The organism is Acidocella sp. (assembly GCF_052326845.1).
Taxonomy (GTDB): domain Bacteria; phylum Pseudomonadota; class Alphaproteobacteria; order Acetobacterales; family Acetobacteraceae; genus Acidocella.
The window spans coordinates 1-14,853 of sequence record NZ_JBKQJR010000176.1 but is presented as its reverse complement, the minus strand read 5'-3'; the positions used below and the strand labels follow the sequence as shown (position 1 = coordinate 14,853).

Here is a 14,853-nt window from a genome sequence, read left to right as displayed (position 1 = left end):
CTCCGGGTAGGTCGTCCAGGTGAAGTGCGGGAGCGCGGGTATGTCCACGGCATCGGCATTGTCGATGAGCGGCCCGCCACCGGCGCCGGTCGGGTCGTTGGTGCCGGTCATCAGGAACATGCGGTTGGGATGGGTGGGGCCCGGCACGGCGCAGAAATAATGGTCGCAGATGGTGAAGGCGTCGGCCAGGGCGAAGTGGAACGGGATGTCCGCCCGCGTGTAGTGGCCCATGGTTAGGTCGGTCTTGTTGGCCGGCCAAGCATCGTGCCGTCCGCCATTGATCGCGGCCTGGGTCTTGCCCCAGCTATGGTCGAGCCAGGGCACTGCCTGCGCAGCAGTTCGTGAAGTGTCGAGATGGAAGGGGGTGAGCGTCTCGCCCGGCGCCTTTTGCCGTGGCTGGAACCAGACCGGCTTGCCGCCGGGCAGGCGGATGGGGAAGCGGTCGTTGAACCCGCGCACGCCGCGCAGCGTGCCAAAATAGTGGTCGAAGGCGCGGTTCTCCTGCATCAGCACGACGATGTGCTGCACGTCCTCGAGGGTGCCGGTCTTGTGGTCGCCAGGCAGCGCCAGCGCGCGGCTGATGCTGGCAGCGGAAAACCCCGCCGCGAGGGCCGAAAGTTTGAGGAATTCGCGGCGTTCGACCATGGGCACCTCCAGGCGTATGCGGCTCTGCTATGCCCCAAAGCCCCAGTGCCACTCCAGAGCGGCGTGGCGGCGTCATGGAGTGTTCATGGCGGTCCGCTTTGCCCCGGGACGGGATTTATAGCGGACGGGCAGCTTCCGGCCCGCTCTAGCCAAACCGGCCGGCTGCACCAGGGATACAGAGGACCGCTTGCCCTCTTACCCCTTCTTTTTTGGAGGGGCGGCCGGGGTAGAAATTTTCTTTGATAAGGAAGTCGCGGTCTCGGCGTTTACGACCAGTTTGCTTGCCTTTGGTTTCTTAACCTCACGATTACTGCGCTGCTGTCCCTTGGCCATTTTCTTGTCCTTTGCCATGCGATAAAAGACGCAAGCCCGTCATATCACTGCCAGTTAGCGGTTCATACCAATTCCTCTGGCCTTCTCCATTAAAGCCTGGACTGCCGCCGTAGGCCGGGCTCACTGTTTCTCACACCAAATCCACCGCAAACTGCTTCAAGTCCTCCAGCTTACACCACTGGAGCGCGCCTATCTCTGTCGCCCGGAGAAAAACACGTGGTGCGGCCCCTGCAAGGAACGCCTCCTGCCAGCGCGGTGCGCATAGGCACCACCGGTCACCCGCCTTCAGGCCGGCAAACCCGAATTCCGGCCTGGGGGTGCAGAGATCATTCCCCTGCGCCTTGCTGAACGCCAGGAACTCTGCCGTCATCTCAACGCAAACCGTATGGCTACCGGCGTCCTCCGGCCCGGTGGCACAACATCCGTCACGGTAGAACCCGGTGATCGGGTTATACGAACAGGGTTCCAGCACGGTACCCAGCACGTTTAACGATTTTTGCCGTCGTCCACCGCCGCTGGTATCCAATGGCATTCTATTTCTCCTTGAGCCCAATCGCCGTCAGCTGACGGCCGCCACGACATATGGTTCCTCATGCGACGTCCGTCATTCGCTTCGCCAAACCAGGCAGTAAATCTGCCTCGGCATGGCTGTTACAATTGCTGGAGCGCAAGCCGCGCAAGCTCGCGGCGGTGGCTCTGGCCAACAAGATGGCCCGGATTATCTGGGCCAGCGGCCATGTCGCCGCGTCAAAGGCCGTACACATGACCGCATTCGAATCCAGACCAGATCCTGCCTCAACGACTTGAACCCCACGGGCCATCCACACATGCATGGTGGCTGGGGTGCTTTTTGGTGTGGCCGGCGCCGCGCCTTTCAAAGCGGCTGGCGGTGGCGGCCACACCAAAACCTCTGGCGCCGGCGGCCGGCAACAGCGGGGCTGATCCAATCAGCAAGCTGAAAGCCTCGGGCTGGCTTGCAACATTCAGATAAACGTCGACAAGATTACTGGCCGGCGGCAATCCCCCCGTTTTTAACGGGGCTGGCTGTAGAATTTACGCGGCATTGGACGCCACTTAAAAAAACTACATCGAGGGTGGAGCCATGAGTTGAGAGGCGCACTCAATGTCTTGCTATGAGCGGAACAGTTCACGGCACCTTTGCCGGATATCGTTGAAGATATCACGCATCAGCACACCAAGGCGCTCCGCTTCATGCAAGTCATACTCTTTCCGCATTTTACTACCGGATTGACTTTGCATGGAATCTCTGGGGTCAAATTGCGCTGGCGTTTTTCCGGGTTTTTCTGAGTTATCCTTTTGCATGGGCGACATTACATCTCCTCCTGGAAAAAACTCGTTTTAATTTTGCTTAATTGACAACAGTTACCTGCAATACCCAAAAGATTTGTGAGAGAACCCCTTCTTCCTCCAAGGTTCTCCATCGTTCATATGCCGCAACCATAGTCTCGAAAGTTAATCGGCACCGGCATCACAACAAGCCGCCCCGGAAGCTTCCGGGCAAGCCTTATACTTGGAATGACCCGCGGCACATCTCCGGCAAATCACCCTATCCGTCGGCGCCGATCGCGTCCAAAAACCTTACAACTTCACCGTCGGTCCTCGTGAGCGATCATTGCGGATAGTTAGACAATATTTTCGACAAAGGTTTGACAAGCATATGACATGACCCGAGTCCTGCCAAATTCAAATATTACAATGCCGCACTGGAAAAATAGCATATATCCATTTTCTGGATTTGATTTAGATGTCTAAAACATTTCTTGTGATGTATAAAATATGATTACATCTGGGCAACTAAAAGCCGCCAGGGCGCTTCTTGGCATCGACCAAAGGGAGCTTGCCGAACTCTCGGGATTGTCGCTGCCGACGATCCAGCGAATGGAGGGCAGCGAGGGCGTCATCCGCAGCAACGTCGATTCCCTGATGAAATTGCTCGAAGCACTGGATCGGGCCGGGCTTATTTTGGTGCGCCCAGGCGAAGTATCGGATGCCTCCGGCGGGCGGGGCGTCCGGCTGAAGAATGGCGGATCATGACGCCGGTCGTCCTGCTCTGTGTGCTGACCTGGATCGTGCTCGGTGGCATTGGCACCATTTGGGGGCACAATAAGTCTACACGGGTAATCGTCTATGGCGGGTCGTTCGCAGTCGCGGGGGTGGCGCTCATGGCCGCACTGCTTCAGCTCGTCTTCGGGTTCATACCGCGGCCATCGATGGCGCTGCCTTTTGGCCTGCCCTGGCTCGGCATGAATTTCACCATGGATGCGGTATCCTCGCTCTTTTTGGTCGTCATCAACCTCGGCGCGGCGGCGGCAAGCTTGTATGGCATCGGTTATGGCCGGCACGAGCACGAGCCGTGGCGCGTGCTGCCGTTCTTTCCGGTCTTCCTGGCCGCTATGAATCTCGTTCTCATCGCGGCGGACGCCTATGATTTCCTGATCTTTTGGGAGTTCATGTCGCTGGCATCCTGGGCGCTGGTGATGGCGCATCATAAAGAGGCGGAGACCCGTGGCGCCGGGATCGTCTACCTGCTGATGGCGAACGCCGGCACGCTTGTGCTTCTGCTGGCCTTCGGGCTGATGGCTAGTGCTCAGGGCCATTATGACTTCGCCTCCATGCGGGCGGCGCATCCCTCATCCTGGATCAGCGCCACCGTGATGTTCCTGGCACTGGTCGGCGCAGGGTCGAAAGCAGGGCTGGTGCCGCTGCATGTGTGGCTGCCGCGCGCACACCCCGCCGCCCCCGGTCACATTTCGGCGTTGATGAGCGGGGTAATGACAAAAGTCGCCATTTACGCCTTCATCCGCATCGTGTTCGATCTCGCTGGTCCGGCCGCCTGGTGGTGGGGTCTGATTGTGTTGATCGTGGGTGGCGTCACGGCCGCCCTCGGCGTGCTTTACGCAATGATGGAAGAGGACATCAAAACCATCCTCGCCTACAGCACGATCGAAAATGTCGGGCTGATCTTTGCGGGACTCGGCTTGGCACTGGCATTCAAGGCGGACGGACTCATGGCTGCCTCGGCCCTGGCGCTGACCGCAGCCCTGTTCCATGCCTTTAACCATGCGCTGTTCAAGAGCGCCCTGTTTTTCGGGGCCGGCGCAATTCAGCATGCGACAGGCTCACGTAAACTTTCGCAACTCGGGGGGCTTATCCATCGCATGAGAATCAGCGCGGTACCCATGCTGGTGGCCGCGATGGCGATCGCGTCACTCCCCCCGTTCAACGGTTTTGCCTCGGAATGGCTGATCCTACAGGCCATTCTGCTCAGCCCGGCGCTGCCGCAACTGGGGCTCAAACTTGCCGTGCCGGCCATCGGCGCGCTGCTGGCACTCGCCGCAAGCCTCGCCGCCGCGTGCTTCGTCCGTTTTTATGGTTTCGCCTATCTGGGCAAGCCGCGCAGCCCCGCCGCGGCCGCCGCGCAAGAGACCGACGGGTTCTCATGCCTCGCCATGAGCAGTTTCGCCGTGCTCTGCGTGGTCGTTGGGGTGTTGCCCGGCTTTGTCATCGATCTGCTTGCCCCGGTGACGCACTCCCTGCTCGGTGCGCGCATGCCTTCGCAAGAAGGGCTGTCGTGGCTGACCATGATTCCCATCTCCGCCAGCCGAAGTTCCTACAATCCCCTGCTGATCTTCATCTTCATCACCGTGAGCGCCAGCCTCGCCGCCTTTGCGCTGCACCGTTACGGCTCGCACGTGATCCGCCGCGCACGGTCCTGGGCCTGTGGTTATGCCGGCCTTGAGGATGCCTCCTCGCCGTCAACCGCGATCAGCACGCAATATTCGCCCTCCGGCTTCGCGCAGCCAATCCGGCGCGTCTTTGCAAACCTCGTGTTCCAGGCACGCGATACGGTGACCATGCCGGCCCCCGGTGACATGACGCCGGCACGGCTCGTCTCCACCTGGGCCGATCCAGTGTGGTCAGCATTCTACGCACCGCTGATCGCAGGTGTCAGCCGTGTCGCCGACCGGGCAAACCGGCTGCAATACCTCACGATCCGGCGTTACCTCGGCTTCGTGTTCATGGCGCTTATTTTCCTGCTCATTTTGGTCGCATTATGGAGTTGATCGCTCAGCTTGCCCTACAGCTTGCGCAAATGGTGCTGGTGCTTGCCCTGACGCCGCTCCTAACGGGGTTCGTCCGCAAGCTGAAGGCCCGTCTACAGCGGCGCGCCGGGCCGCCGCTGCTCCAGGTTTATCGCGATCTCGCCAAGCTCATCGCCAAGGACGCAATCGTGGCAACCGACGCTTCCTGGCTGTTCCGGGTTTTCCCTTATCTTATCTTTGCCGCAACCTGGGTGGCTGCCTCGCTGGTGCCTAGCTTCGGGACCAATTTGCTGTTTTCCTGGTCTGGCGATCTGATCGTGATTGTCGCCCTGCTGGGCAGCGCGCGGTTCGTCCAGATGCTCGCGGCTCTTGACGTTGGCACCGCGTTCGGCGGGCTCGGCGCCAGCCGCGAGGCGATGATCGCCTCGCTCGCCGAACCGGCGATGCTGATGATGGTCTTCACGGTCGCGCTAGTCGCGGGAACGAGCCAATTATCGGCCATCGCCGAATTCATGCATTCGGGGGAAGCGGGGCTGCGCCTGTCGCTAGCACTTGCCTTGGTCGCGCTGGTTATCGTCGCCCTTGCGGAGACCGGGCGTTTTCCGGTCGACAATCCCGCGACTCATCTCGAATTGACGATGGTGCACGAGGCGATGGTGCTAGAATATTCCGGCCGTCACCTCGCCCTGGTCGAACTTGCCAACGCCCTACGGCTGTTGCTCTACATCTCACTGATTGCCTGCATTTTCATACCATTCGGAATCGCGCCAATGGGTGCGGGGGCCGGCGCGCTCACGATCGGTGCCATCGCCTACATCGCTAAGCTGGCGGCCGGTGCGGCCCTACTTGCCCTATTCGAAATGAGTTTGGCTAAAATGCGGGTGTTTCGCGTACCGAATTTCGTCGGGGCGGCGTTCATGCTCGCCGTGCTTGGAACACTCCTCATCTTCGTATCGGCGCCCCTATGACAAATACGATGGCATCCCTGATCCCGCCGGCAATGTCGCTCAGCATTGCGAATGTTCTCGCCGGCGCGCTGGTTATGGTCAGCTTCATGATGATGTATCAGGATCGGATTTCTTCTGTCATCAACGTGCTCGCCCTGCATGCCGCCACGCTCGGCTTCGCGGTCGCCTGGCAGGCTTATATCCAGGACGCACCTGAGCTCTACATCACGGCGGCACTGGCGTTAGGGTTCAAAGCCATGGTGATCCCGCTGGCGTTGCACCGGATCGTCGCAAAATTGGGAATCCATAAGCAGGTGGAAACCGTGGCCGGCATCAGCGAGACCATGCTGGCCGGGATCGGTCTTGTCGCGCTTTCGATCGTCGTCATGCTGCACACCGCGGCGCATGCCGAGGCGCTGGCCCGCGAGGACGTGGCGCTGGCCCTCTCCGTGATCCTCCTCGGCATGTTGATGATGGTCACGCGGCGCAACGCCGTCAGCCAGATCGCCGGATTCATGTCCCTGGAAAATGGCTTGATCCTCGCGGCGGCCGGTGCCGAGGGAATGCCCCTGGTGGTCGAAATCAGCGTCGCCTTTTCCATCCTGATCGCCTTTATCGTGATCGGTGTCTTCCTGTTCCGCATCCGTGAGCGATTCGACACAGTGGATAGCACGGCGCTTGATGCGTTCAGGGGAGGGCTCCGGTGACCAGCCTCGCAGACGGCGCTGTTGTCGCTACCATTGCGGTGCCCGCCATCGCGACAGCGATCCTCGCCGTCGTGCCGTCCTGGCTGCTGGCGGCACGCATCAACATTCTGGCGAGCCTGCTAACGCTGCTCGCCGCCGCCGCGCTGCTGATCCACCGCCCGCCGCCGACGTCTCTGTTCCTGATCGATGACCTCAATATCGTGTTCCTGCTCCTGAGCGGTTTCGTCGGCTTTACGACCAGCCTGTTCAGCGCGAGTTATATCGCCCATGAGCTGGAAATCGGCCACCTGACACCAGGTTACCTGCGCTTCTATCACGCAATGTATCAGGTAATGATGGTCGGGATGAATCTCGCCCTCGTCACCGACAATCTCGGCCTGATGTGGTTCGGCGTCGAGCTTGCGACGCTCTCTACCGTGATGATGGTGGGCATCTACCGTACTCCTGCCTCTATCGAAGCCTCATGGAAATACCTGATCCTCGGCAGCGTCGGCATCGCCTTGGCCCTGTTCGGGACAATCCTGGTCTATCTCGCGGCAAAGCCCGTGCTCGGCACCGGCATGGGGGCGATGCAGTGGACCAACCTGTTGCGCCAGGCCGGTGCTCTCGATCCTGACCTGCTGAGCATTGGTTTCATTTTTCTGCTGATTGGTTATGGCACGAAGGCCGGGCTCGTGCCGATGCACGCCTGGCTGCCGGACGCCCACGCGGAAGGCCCGACGCCAATTTCGGCGGTCCTGTCAGGGCTTTTGCTGAACGTCGCGCTCTACGCGATATTGCGCTTCAAGGTGCTACTCGCAGCCAGCACGGCGCCAATCGAACCTGGCGTGCTGATGGCGATTACCGGCCTTATCTCGCTGTTTTTCGCGGCAATCATGCTGTACCGGCGGCGCGACATCAAGCGCATGTTTGCTTATTCATCGATCGAGCATATGGGCATCATCGCCTTTGCCTTCGGCATTGGCGGGCCGCTCGGCAATGTCGCGGGGCTGTTGCAGATGATGATGCACAGCCTCACCAAATCGGCGATTTTCTTTTCCGTGGGCCATGTCGCGCAAGCGAAGGGCACGCAACAGATGGCCGAGATCAGGGGGCTGACCACGAGTCACCCGTTGCTCGGCTGGACGCTCGTGGCCGGTGTCGCGGCAATCGCGGGACTGCCGCCTTTCGGCATCTTCACATCCGAATTTCTATTGATCACCTCGACCTTTGCCCGCGCGCCAATTCTGGCTGTGCTGCTCGGGTTCGGTATCCTGCTCGCATTCGGTGCCTTGCTGATGCGCATGACGGAACTCTGCTTCGGTGAACCAAGCCCTGGTTCGCATGCGGTGACGGCGTCGTCAGTCCCGATTTTTCTCCATCTTGGCATCGTTCTGCTGGTCGGACTTGCCCTGCCAACCTTCCTTTATGATTGGTTCGCCCACGTGGCGGCACTGCTGGGTTGAGATGACATTGGTCGATCTTAAAACATGGGAGGCGGCAGCGGCCGAAATTGCTGAAGGCTCACTGGCTCTCATCGCAATCTGGGGCGAACGCAGGGATGAAGGCGCCAACGTGCATCTCGCGGTACGGGGCAAAGGTGCTGCTTCAGCCGAGGTGATCACCCTGCCCACGCCCGATCTCCACTTCCCATCCATTGGCAAGCATCAGCCCGGCGCGATTTTGATGGAGCGGGCCATCTTCGACCTGCAAGGTCTGACCGCCGGCGGATTGCCTGACCCGCGTCCATGGCTCGACCACGGCGTCTGGCCGCAATCGCGCGCGACCCAATCCTATGCATTCAAGCCGGTGATCGGCGAGGGCATACACCAGATCCCCGTCGGACCGGTTCATGCCGGTACGATCGAGCCGGGACATTTCCGATTTTCCGTTAATGGCGAAACCATCGTCCGGCTCGAAGCACGGCTCGGCTATACGCATAAGGGCACGCTCGAATTGATGCGCGGCGCCCCGGTCGATCATGCCGCGAAACTTGCCGGCCGCATCTCTGGTGATTCGACGGTTGCCTATGGTTTCGCCTTCGCTCGCGCCGTCGAGCAGGCACTTGGCTTGGAAGTCCCGCCGCGTGCGAGCGCGCTGCGAGGTGTGATGGCAGAGATGGAGCGTCTCGCAAACCATTTTGGCGATTTTGGCGCTATCTGCAGCGATGGCGGCTTGCCATTGCTGAACGCTTATGGCGCCGTCCTGCGTGAGCGTGTGTTGCGCCTTGCCGCGTCATGCTTTGGCCATCGGCTGCTGATGGACCGGATTATCCCCGGTGGCGTCGCCATCGACATCGCAGAGGGCGGCGCCGCGGCAATCACCCGCGAAACCGCAGTTCTGCGCGACCAATTTGAGCGTCTCGTCGAAGTCTACGAAAACACGGCGTCCTTGCAGGATCGCGTGGTCGGCACCGGACGGCTCGATCCCGCGATCGCGCGGCGCCTTGGCTGCGGCGGTTATGCCGGCCGCGCGTCGGCACAGAATTTCGACGCCCGCCACGACATGGCCTATGCGCCTTATGACACTCTACAGTTCAGTGTGCCATGTCATGATTCAGGAGACGTTGATACGCGCGTGCGCGTGCGCGTGGAAGAAATCCGCCAGAGTTCCGCGCTGATCCACGCATTACTCCGCGATCTGCCTTCCAGTCCACTCCGCGTTCCGTTGCCCGAGAGTTTCCACCCATGCGCGGGAAGCGCTGTCGTGGAGGGCGTCCGCGGCGATGTTTTCGCCTCTGTCCGCGTCAATGCTGGCCGTGTCGAAAATGCCTATTTGCGTGATCCGTCCTGGTTCCTTTGGCCGGCGCTCGAAGCCGCGATCGAGGGCAACATCGTCGCTGACTTCCCTCTCTGTAACAAATCCTTCAATGCCTCCTATTCCGGATGTGATCTCTAGGCCACCATGCGCAAAACCCTGATCGACGCCATTTTATATGGCAGCCTGACCGAAGCGCCGCCCATCGTAACGGATCAGGAAAAGACTAAGTTGACTGATGCTTTGGATCATGCCGCGCGCCGGCGGCTCGGCCGGTCTCTCGCGATCCGCGAGGTGGATGCCGGCTCGTGCAACGGCTGTGAACTCGAAATCATCGCGCTCAACAATGCGCTCCACGACCTCGAGCGCTTTGGTTTAAAAATCGTTGCCTCACCGCGCCATGCCGATGTACTGATGGTCACCGGCCCGGTAACCCGCAATATGGAGGCGGCACTGCGCCTGACCTTTGATGCGATGCCGGCGCCGAATTATGTTGTTGCCGTGGGCGATTGTGGCTGCACTGGCGGAATGTTTGCAGATAGCGACGCCTGTATTGGCGCGGTGAGTCATGTGATCCCCGTCGATCTTCGTATTCCCGGTTGTCCTCCTAATCCCATTACATTGCTCAAGGGATTGATCATGTTATTAGAGACTTCATAGGATTTAAAGTAAGCCTGGTCGTAGCCTCTAGTGTATCCGTTGTGATCAAGCCTCCTTAGCGGTTCAAGAGCATTGGTTCGCCTAGCCTGCTGCTAATTGGTATCGCCCAATGGGCCAGCAGCAACACCCTGAACATGAATGTCCGGTTTCCTTGAGCAAGCATCAGAAAGCAGACCGGCAGTTCCCGGCCCCTCCAGGACTAACAGCGCTCCGCGTGGCCGCTTCGGCGACCTTGCATGCCGGGCGGCTTCAGGCCGTAGCGGTTTCAGGCTAGATATAACGCAATGGCCATCCGTGACATCTTGAAATTTCCCAATCCGCGTCTACGGCAGCCCGCGGCGGTCGTCTCCGTCTTCGATGGCGCGCTGAAAGCCTTGTCCGGTGACCTCCTTGACACCATGCGCGCAGCACCCGGCGTTGGCATCACAGGTCCGCATATCGGCGAATCGTGGCGGATTACCGTTCTTGAATTAGTACCGGGCGAGGTGCGCATATACGTCAATCCTCAGATCGTCTGGCAATCCGCTGAGCTGAAACCTCATGAGGAAGGCAGCGTCTCCATGCCCGGCGCCATCGAGACAGTCGAACGGCCGGCCCGCGTGCGTGTGAGGTACCAGGATATTGACGGTGTCCCGGCAGTAGAAGAAGCGGACGGGTTGCTAGCCGTCTGCCTACAGCACGAGATCGACCAGTTGGACGGCATTTTCTGGGTCCATCGCCTGTCACGCCTGAAGCGCGACAGGCTGGTAAAAAAATGGGAGAAGCAGCGGAATCGTTGATTGCCCGCCGCGCACGCGCAGGTGGCAGACGATGGCCAACGCCCATCCATTTATCGTAGGCTGATCTGCGGAGAGGTCATTTCTGCTTACGACTGACGGCATGGTTTTCCGCCCGCCCGCTCCCGGCCCATCCAGGCCGCCCCGCCCCCCAGATTGCTTTGCGCCCATTTTAGTCGTTCCCGCGACCTGGTTGATGACCAGAAAGCTGCCGTTCCCACGGGTACGGTTTTTAGAATTCAAGAATTATGAACGGTAGCGTAGCGCCTCAGCCAACAGGGCGAAGGCCGGGCTTGGTTGGCGGTTTGGATAGTAGAGGTGATAGCCGGTCATCAGTGGCGACCAGTCAGCAAGAACCCGTACGAGACGGCCTGCCGCCACGTGTTCCTGCACCAAGTCCTCGGGCAGATACGCCAAACCGAGACCGGCCAGCGCGGCGTTTAGAATCAACGATATTGCGTTGAATGCCAGCGGCCCCTCAGCCCGCACCTTCAACTCGCGCCCGTTTTTAGCGAACGGCCAAGACCAGAGGCCGCCCGACGTCGGCAGTCGCAAGTTGATGCAAGCGTGAGCAGTCAGGTCGTGGGGCGTGTCTGGCCGGGGGCGCTGTGCAAAGTAGGACGGCGCACCAATGAGAGCTTGGCGGAAGTCAGGCCCAATCCGTAGCGCGATCATATCCTTGGCAACCTGTTCACCGAGACGCACGCCCGCATCGTATCGCTCGGCCACTATGTCGGTTAGGCCGTAGTCGTTGATGATCTCGACTTGGATATCCGGATAGTCCTTCAGGAGCCGTACCACAGCAGGCGCGAGGATCGTGTCCGAGGCATGTTCGACCGATGTGATGCGTAGGCTGCCAGCGGGCTTTTCGCGCATGGCAGTCAGGGCGGCTAATCCGGCATCGATCCCATCGAAATGCGGCCCAACGGTTTGAAATAGGCGCTCGCCCGCCTCGGTCAGGGCGACGCTGCGGGTGCTGCGCGTTAGGAGCCGCACACCAAGGCATGCCTCAAGAGCACGAACCGTTCGACTGAGCGCCGGTTGCGACACGCCGAGTTGCGCAGCGGCACGTGTGAAATTTCGCTCCCGAGCTACGGCCAAAAAGGCGACCAAGTTCGTCACAATTTCCCGCACAATTCATGCTCCTTGATTATAAGTCTAAGGCAAAAATAGCATCTAATAACATAGATAGACACTGACTAATTTAGCCTTCGACAATCACGGGCAAACGATCGTTTGTCCTGAACGCAAACACGGCAACGGGTGTCAGAATGATAGGCAAAGTCTGGTTTGTAACCGGTGCAGGCAGCGGAATTGGCGCAGGTACCGTCAAGGCGGCGATTAAGGCTGGCGACCGCGTCGTCGCAACGGGCCGAAGTCTCGATAAGTTGCGCAAGGCTCTCGGCGACGAGACCGAAAACCTTTTCTTTGTCCAACTGGACGTAACCGACGAGACGCAGGCCAAGGCGGCAGTTGATAGAGCGGTGCAGCGATTTGGCCGCATCGACGTATTGGTCAATAATGCGGGTTACAGCCTCCTAGGCAATTTCGAAGAGCTGAGCATCCCTGAGATGGAGCGCCTGTTCGCGACGAACTTCTGGGGCGTCGCCTATGTCATGCGTGCGGTTCTCCCGGTGATGCGCAAGCAGCGGGCGGGCCATATCATCAACATTAGTTCTACGGCCGGTGCGGTCGGGCTGAAGCATTGTAGCGCATACAGCGCAACCAAGTTTGCGGTTGAGGGTCTTTCGCTCGCCACGGCGACCGAGGTAGAGCAGTTCGGCGTCAAGGTCACTCTTGTCGAGCCGGGCTTTTTCCTCACGGATCTGCTGGCTGCCAGCAATGCCAAATATGCCGACAGCACTATCGCCGACTATGCCTCCGAAGGGCCAGCCGAGGCGATGTGGTCCCCTTATGACGGCAAGCAGACGGGGAGCCCCGACAAGCTGGGCGACGCTCTCGTCGAACTCACCCACATGGCGAATCCGCCACAGGTGTTCGTCGGCGGCAGCGACGGTCTTGCGATGGTCATCCCTGCGGTCGAAGCTCGGCTCAAGGACATACGCGACCACGACGTTTTGTCCCGAACCACGGACATCGCATCCTGAAATCCCATGGGGCAAGCTTGGCGGCGCCCGCCCGGCCAGTCAGTCAGAATCAAAACAAAATAGAGATCCACTGTGATTTGGGAATTTGAAATGTTAGGCATCAACAACGTTGAATTCATGAAAAAATTCGTAGAGTTTATCAACTCGGCGAGCGAAAAACTTGCCTATGAACTCGTATCGCCAGACGCCATCTTTCACGTTCCGGGGCGTCCCGAGCCCATGATTGGGCCTGCTGGTTATCTTATGATCATCGCGATGATGCGAGGGGGCTTTCCGGATGTTCAGTGGACAGTGGAAGAGTTGATTTCCGAAGGCGATAAGGTCGCGGCGCGATTCACGATGCGCGGGACGCACCGTGGGCAGTTCATGGGCGTTCCGCCGACAGAGAAGCCGATTACCGTGCAGGCGTTGAATATCTACCATCTGACAAACGGCCAGATCGTCAAAGAGTATGCCTCACCCGACATGTTCGGGCTGCTGACCCAGATCGGAGCCTTGCCGGTCTAAGAACGGCACAGTGGCAAACCAAATGTCAGCTATCTGCGTTTTTCGATTCAGAGCAGACCAGTCGCTTTCGGCCCCTTTCAGACAACACCCCCGGGAAGGCCAAACTTCCGCCTGCCCCCGAGCGCGGAGTGCGAGGCTTTAAGTAAAACCGCATTGACGCACAGGACTTGATGCCTAGCCAGGTTTTGGCGAAAGCTTAAAGCCCTGCATATATAGTCGGCTTTGTGAAGGCGCATTTTGGGGTGGACCGGCGCGCTAAGGTCATCCATTCCGTGGTGGCGACGGCGGCGAATGTGCATGACAGTGCGGTACTGGGTGACCTGCTGCATGGCGAGGAGCGCGACGCCTGGGGCGATCAAGCCTATCAGGGCCAGGGCGAGATCATCAAGGAGAAGGCCCCCAAGGCGCGCGACCGCACCAACCGGCGTTACCGGCACCGCGGCGTTGTGAATGAGGCCGAGCGGGCCAGGAACCGGAAGAAGTCCAAGGTGCGCTCACGCGTCGAGCATGTGATCGGCGTGATCAAGTTCACGAAAGTGCGGTATCGCGGCCTTGCGAAGAACGCCAACCGGTTGTTCGCAACCTGTGGGCTAACGAATCTCTACATCCTGCGGCATAGGCTCCGAACCGCGTAGGATAACTGCGTCAAAATCGTAGAAAAATCGGGGCTTCAAGAAAGCCAAAAACAAAAAACCGCAAATCATGATAATTAACGCAATCCGGTCACGCTATGCAGAGGTTCCCTAAGTCCGGCAGGCTGCTAGAGCGCTCTTTGATTTTTTATTGTTTGGTCGGAACGACAGCGGTCGCATCGACCTCGATCATCATACCCGGCCATGCAAGTTGGCTGACATTCACAAAAGTATGCGCCGGCAAAATCGCACCGCTCATCGCCTCGGCGAAGCATTTGTTGTAGTCATGACTATACCTCATGTCCGTAACGTAGGTTGTAACCTTGACGATGTCCGCCATCGTGCCCCCCTGCGTTGCCAGGATTTTTTTGATCTTAGAGTAAGAGTATCGGCACTGTTCCAGAAAATTACCCTGATACAAGATGGTTCCGGTATTCGCATCCTCGGCGCCCATGCCAGACAAGTAGATGGTTTTGGCGGATCCACTAACGGTGACCGCATCAGCGAAGATGTTCTTGCTCCAGACGCCGAACAGCGTCTGTTTCTTGAAGGCGTCGGTCACCGCTGGAGATTGCTGGGCCTGACTGGCCGTCGATACTGCTGTCAGACAGGCGATAGCCAAAGTCATTCTGAACATAAACATTCACATTCCCCAACGCTTGAGATCGCCACGAAAATATGTTTGATGCTGACATAAAATATACTAGTTCGTTTTAAAAGAGGAGTCGATACCTGGAC

At 59.1% G+C, this 14,853-nt stretch carries 17 protein-coding genes; 12 read left to right on the top strand and 5 right to left on the bottom strand.

Annotated elements, in window-relative coordinates:
* Positions 1-645: alkaline phosphatase family protein (locus tag ACLPJJ_RS12085; protein ID WP_443591222.1), on the bottom strand; the 645-nt coding region annotated here is incomplete at its 3' end.
* A gap of 463 nt (positions 646-1,108) precedes the next feature.
* Positions 1,109-1,510: a DUF2237 family protein gene (locus tag ACLPJJ_RS12080; RefSeq protein ID WP_443591221.1), complete on the bottom strand. Its 402-nt coding sequence runs from the start codon at positions 1,508-1,510 to the stop codon at positions 1,109-1,111.
* A gap of 50 nt (positions 1,511-1,560) precedes the next feature.
* On the opposite strand from ACLPJJ_RS12080, the gene ACLPJJ_RS12075 reads away from it, so the two are divergent.
* On the top strand, positions 1,561-1,785 hold the full coding sequence (locus ACLPJJ_RS12075) for a hypothetical protein (protein ID WP_443591223.1): 225 nt from the start codon (positions 1,561-1,563) through the stop codon (positions 1,783-1,785).
* Positions 1,786-2,109: 324 nt separating this feature from the next.
* On the opposite strand, the gene ACLPJJ_RS12070 is transcribed toward ACLPJJ_RS12075, so the two are convergent.
* On the bottom strand, positions 2,110-2,310 hold the full coding sequence (locus ACLPJJ_RS12070; RefSeq protein ID WP_443591220.1) for a hypothetical protein: 201 nt from the start codon (positions 2,308-2,310) through the stop codon (positions 2,110-2,112).
* 465 nt (positions 2,311-2,775) lie between these two features.
* Here ACLPJJ_RS12070 and ACLPJJ_RS12065 point away from each other — a divergent pair, with 465 nt between their 5' ends.
* The 8 genes from ACLPJJ_RS12065 to ACLPJJ_RS12030 all read left to right on the top strand — a co-directional run bounded on the left by ACLPJJ_RS12065 (position 2,776) and on the right by ACLPJJ_RS12030 (position 10,871).
* Positions 2,776-3,033, top strand: coding sequence for a helix-turn-helix domain-containing protein (locus ACLPJJ_RS12065; protein ID WP_443591219.1), 258 nt, complete (start codon positions 2,776-2,778; stop codon positions 3,031-3,033).
* Positions 3,030-5,063, top strand: a complete 2,034-nt coding sequence (hyfB, locus tag ACLPJJ_RS12060) for a hydrogenase 4 subunit B (protein ID WP_443591218.1) — start codon at positions 3,030-3,032, stop codon at positions 5,061-5,063. The genes ACLPJJ_RS12065 and hyfB overlap by 4 nt, the downstream gene beginning before the upstream one ends.
* A complete protein-coding gene (locus ACLPJJ_RS12055; RefSeq protein ID WP_443591217.1) occupies positions 5,054-6,010 on the top strand; it encodes a respiratory chain complex I subunit 1 family protein in 957 nt (318 codons plus the stop codon). Before hyfB ends, ACLPJJ_RS12055 begins: the two co-directional genes overlap by 10 nt.
* Before the next feature lie 8 nt (positions 6,011-6,018).
* Positions 6,019-6,696: a hydrogenase-4 component E gene (locus ACLPJJ_RS12050; RefSeq protein ID WP_443591216.1), complete on the top strand. Its 678-nt coding sequence runs from the start codon at positions 6,019-6,021 to the stop codon at positions 6,694-6,696.
* Positions 6,693-8,141: a hydrogenase 4 subunit F gene (locus tag ACLPJJ_RS12045; protein WP_443591215.1), complete on the top strand. Its 1,449-nt coding sequence runs from the start codon at positions 6,693-6,695 to the stop codon at positions 8,139-8,141. The genes ACLPJJ_RS12050 and ACLPJJ_RS12045 overlap by 4 nt, the downstream gene beginning before the upstream one ends.
* 1 nt (position 8,142) lies before the next feature.
* On the top strand, positions 8,143-9,573 hold the full coding sequence (locus ACLPJJ_RS12040; RefSeq protein WP_443591214.1) for a hydrogenase large subunit: 1,431 nt from the start codon (positions 8,143-8,145) through the stop codon (positions 9,571-9,573).
* Positions 9,574-9,579: 6 nt separating this feature from the next.
* Entirely contained in the window at positions 9,580-10,092 is a 513-nt protein-coding gene (locus tag ACLPJJ_RS12035) for an NADH-quinone oxidoreductase subunit B family protein (RefSeq protein WP_443591213.1), read from the top strand.
* Positions 10,093-10,376: 284 nt separating this feature from the next.
* A complete protein-coding gene (locus tag ACLPJJ_RS12030) occupies positions 10,377-10,871 on the top strand; it encodes a peptide deformylase (protein WP_443591212.1) in 495 nt (164 codons plus the stop codon).
* Between the two features lie 243 nt (positions 10,872-11,114).
* Here ACLPJJ_RS12030 and ACLPJJ_RS12025 read toward each other — a convergent pair whose 3' ends face one another.
* Positions 11,115-12,002: a LysR family transcriptional regulator gene (locus ACLPJJ_RS12025; protein WP_443591211.1), complete on the bottom strand. Its 888-nt coding sequence runs from the start codon at positions 12,000-12,002 to the stop codon at positions 11,115-11,117.
* A 137-nt stretch (positions 12,003-12,139) separates the two neighbouring features.
* Between ACLPJJ_RS12025 and ACLPJJ_RS12020 the strand changes: the two genes are divergently transcribed.
* The 3 genes from ACLPJJ_RS12020 (at position 12,140) to ACLPJJ_RS12010 (ending at position 14,118) form a co-directional block, all read left to right on the top strand.
* Positions 12,140-12,976, top strand: coding sequence for an SDR family oxidoreductase (locus tag ACLPJJ_RS12020; RefSeq protein ID WP_443591210.1), 837 nt, complete (start codon positions 12,140-12,142; stop codon positions 12,974-12,976).
* 90 nt (positions 12,977-13,066) lie between these two features.
* The gene (locus ACLPJJ_RS12015) at positions 13,067-13,483 is read left to right on the top strand and encodes an ester cyclase (RefSeq protein WP_443591209.1); all 417 of its coding nucleotides are present in this window, start codon (positions 13,067-13,069) and stop codon (positions 13,481-13,483) included.
* A gap of 224 nt (positions 13,484-13,707) precedes the next feature.
* Positions 13,708-14,118 (top strand): transposase, encoded by a 411-nt coding sequence (locus tag ACLPJJ_RS12010; protein ID WP_443591208.1) that lies wholly within the window; start codon positions 13,708-13,710, stop codon positions 14,116-14,118.
* A gap of 145 nt (positions 14,119-14,263) precedes the next feature.
* On the opposite strand, the gene ACLPJJ_RS12005 is transcribed toward ACLPJJ_RS12010, so the two are convergent.
* Entirely contained in the window at positions 14,264-14,758 is a 495-nt protein-coding gene (locus ACLPJJ_RS12005) for a RidA family protein (protein ID WP_443591207.1), read from the bottom strand.
* Between the last annotated feature and the right edge of the window lie 95 nt (positions 14,759-14,853).

What these genes read in the sequence shown, in the direction of transcription:
- ACLPJJ_RS12015 (WP_443591209.1), top strand. Translation starts at nt 13,067, where the DNA reads ATGTTAGGCATCAACAACGTTGAATTCATGAAAAAATTCGTAGAGTTT.
- ACLPJJ_RS12005 (WP_443591207.1), bottom strand. Translation starts at nt 14,758, where the DNA reads ATGTTTATGTTCAGAATGACTTTGGCTATCGCCTGTCTGACAGCAGTA.
- ACLPJJ_RS12030 (WP_443591212.1), top strand. Translation starts at nt 10,377, where the DNA reads ATGGCCATCCGTGACATCTTGAAATTTCCCAATCCGCGTCTACGGCAG.
- ACLPJJ_RS12040 (WP_443591214.1), top strand. Translation starts at nt 8,143, where the DNA reads ATGACATTGGTCGATCTTAAAACATGGGAGGCGGCAGCGGCCGAAATT.
- ACLPJJ_RS12035 (WP_443591213.1), top strand. Translation starts at nt 9,580, where the DNA reads ATGCGCAAAACCCTGATCGACGCCATTTTATATGGCAGCCTGACCGAA.
- ACLPJJ_RS12020 (WP_443591210.1), top strand. Translation starts at nt 12,140, where the DNA reads ATGATAGGCAAAGTCTGGTTTGTAACCGGTGCAGGCAGCGGAATTGGC.
- ACLPJJ_RS12075 (WP_443591223.1), top strand. Translation starts at nt 1,561, where the DNA reads ATGGTTCCTCATGCGACGTCCGTCATTCGCTTCGCCAAACCAGGCAGT.
- ACLPJJ_RS12080 (WP_443591221.1), bottom strand. Translation starts at nt 1,510, where the DNA reads ATGCCATTGGATACCAGCGGCGGTGGACGACGGCAAAAATCGTTAAAC.
- ACLPJJ_RS12065 (WP_443591219.1), top strand. Translation starts at nt 2,776, where the DNA reads ATGATTACATCTGGGCAACTAAAAGCCGCCAGGGCGCTTCTTGGCATC.
- ACLPJJ_RS12050 (WP_443591216.1), top strand. Translation starts at nt 6,019, where the DNA reads ATGGCATCCCTGATCCCGCCGGCAATGTCGCTCAGCATTGCGAATGTT.
- ACLPJJ_RS12070 (WP_443591220.1), bottom strand. Translation starts at nt 2,310, where the DNA reads ATGTCGCCCATGCAAAAGGATAACTCAGAAAAACCCGGAAAAACGCCA.
- ACLPJJ_RS12055 (WP_443591217.1), top strand. Translation starts at nt 5,054, where the DNA reads ATGGAGTTGATCGCTCAGCTTGCCCTACAGCTTGCGCAAATGGTGCTG.
- hyfB (WP_443591218.1), top strand. Translation starts at nt 3,030, where the DNA reads ATGACGCCGGTCGTCCTGCTCTGTGTGCTGACCTGGATCGTGCTCGGT.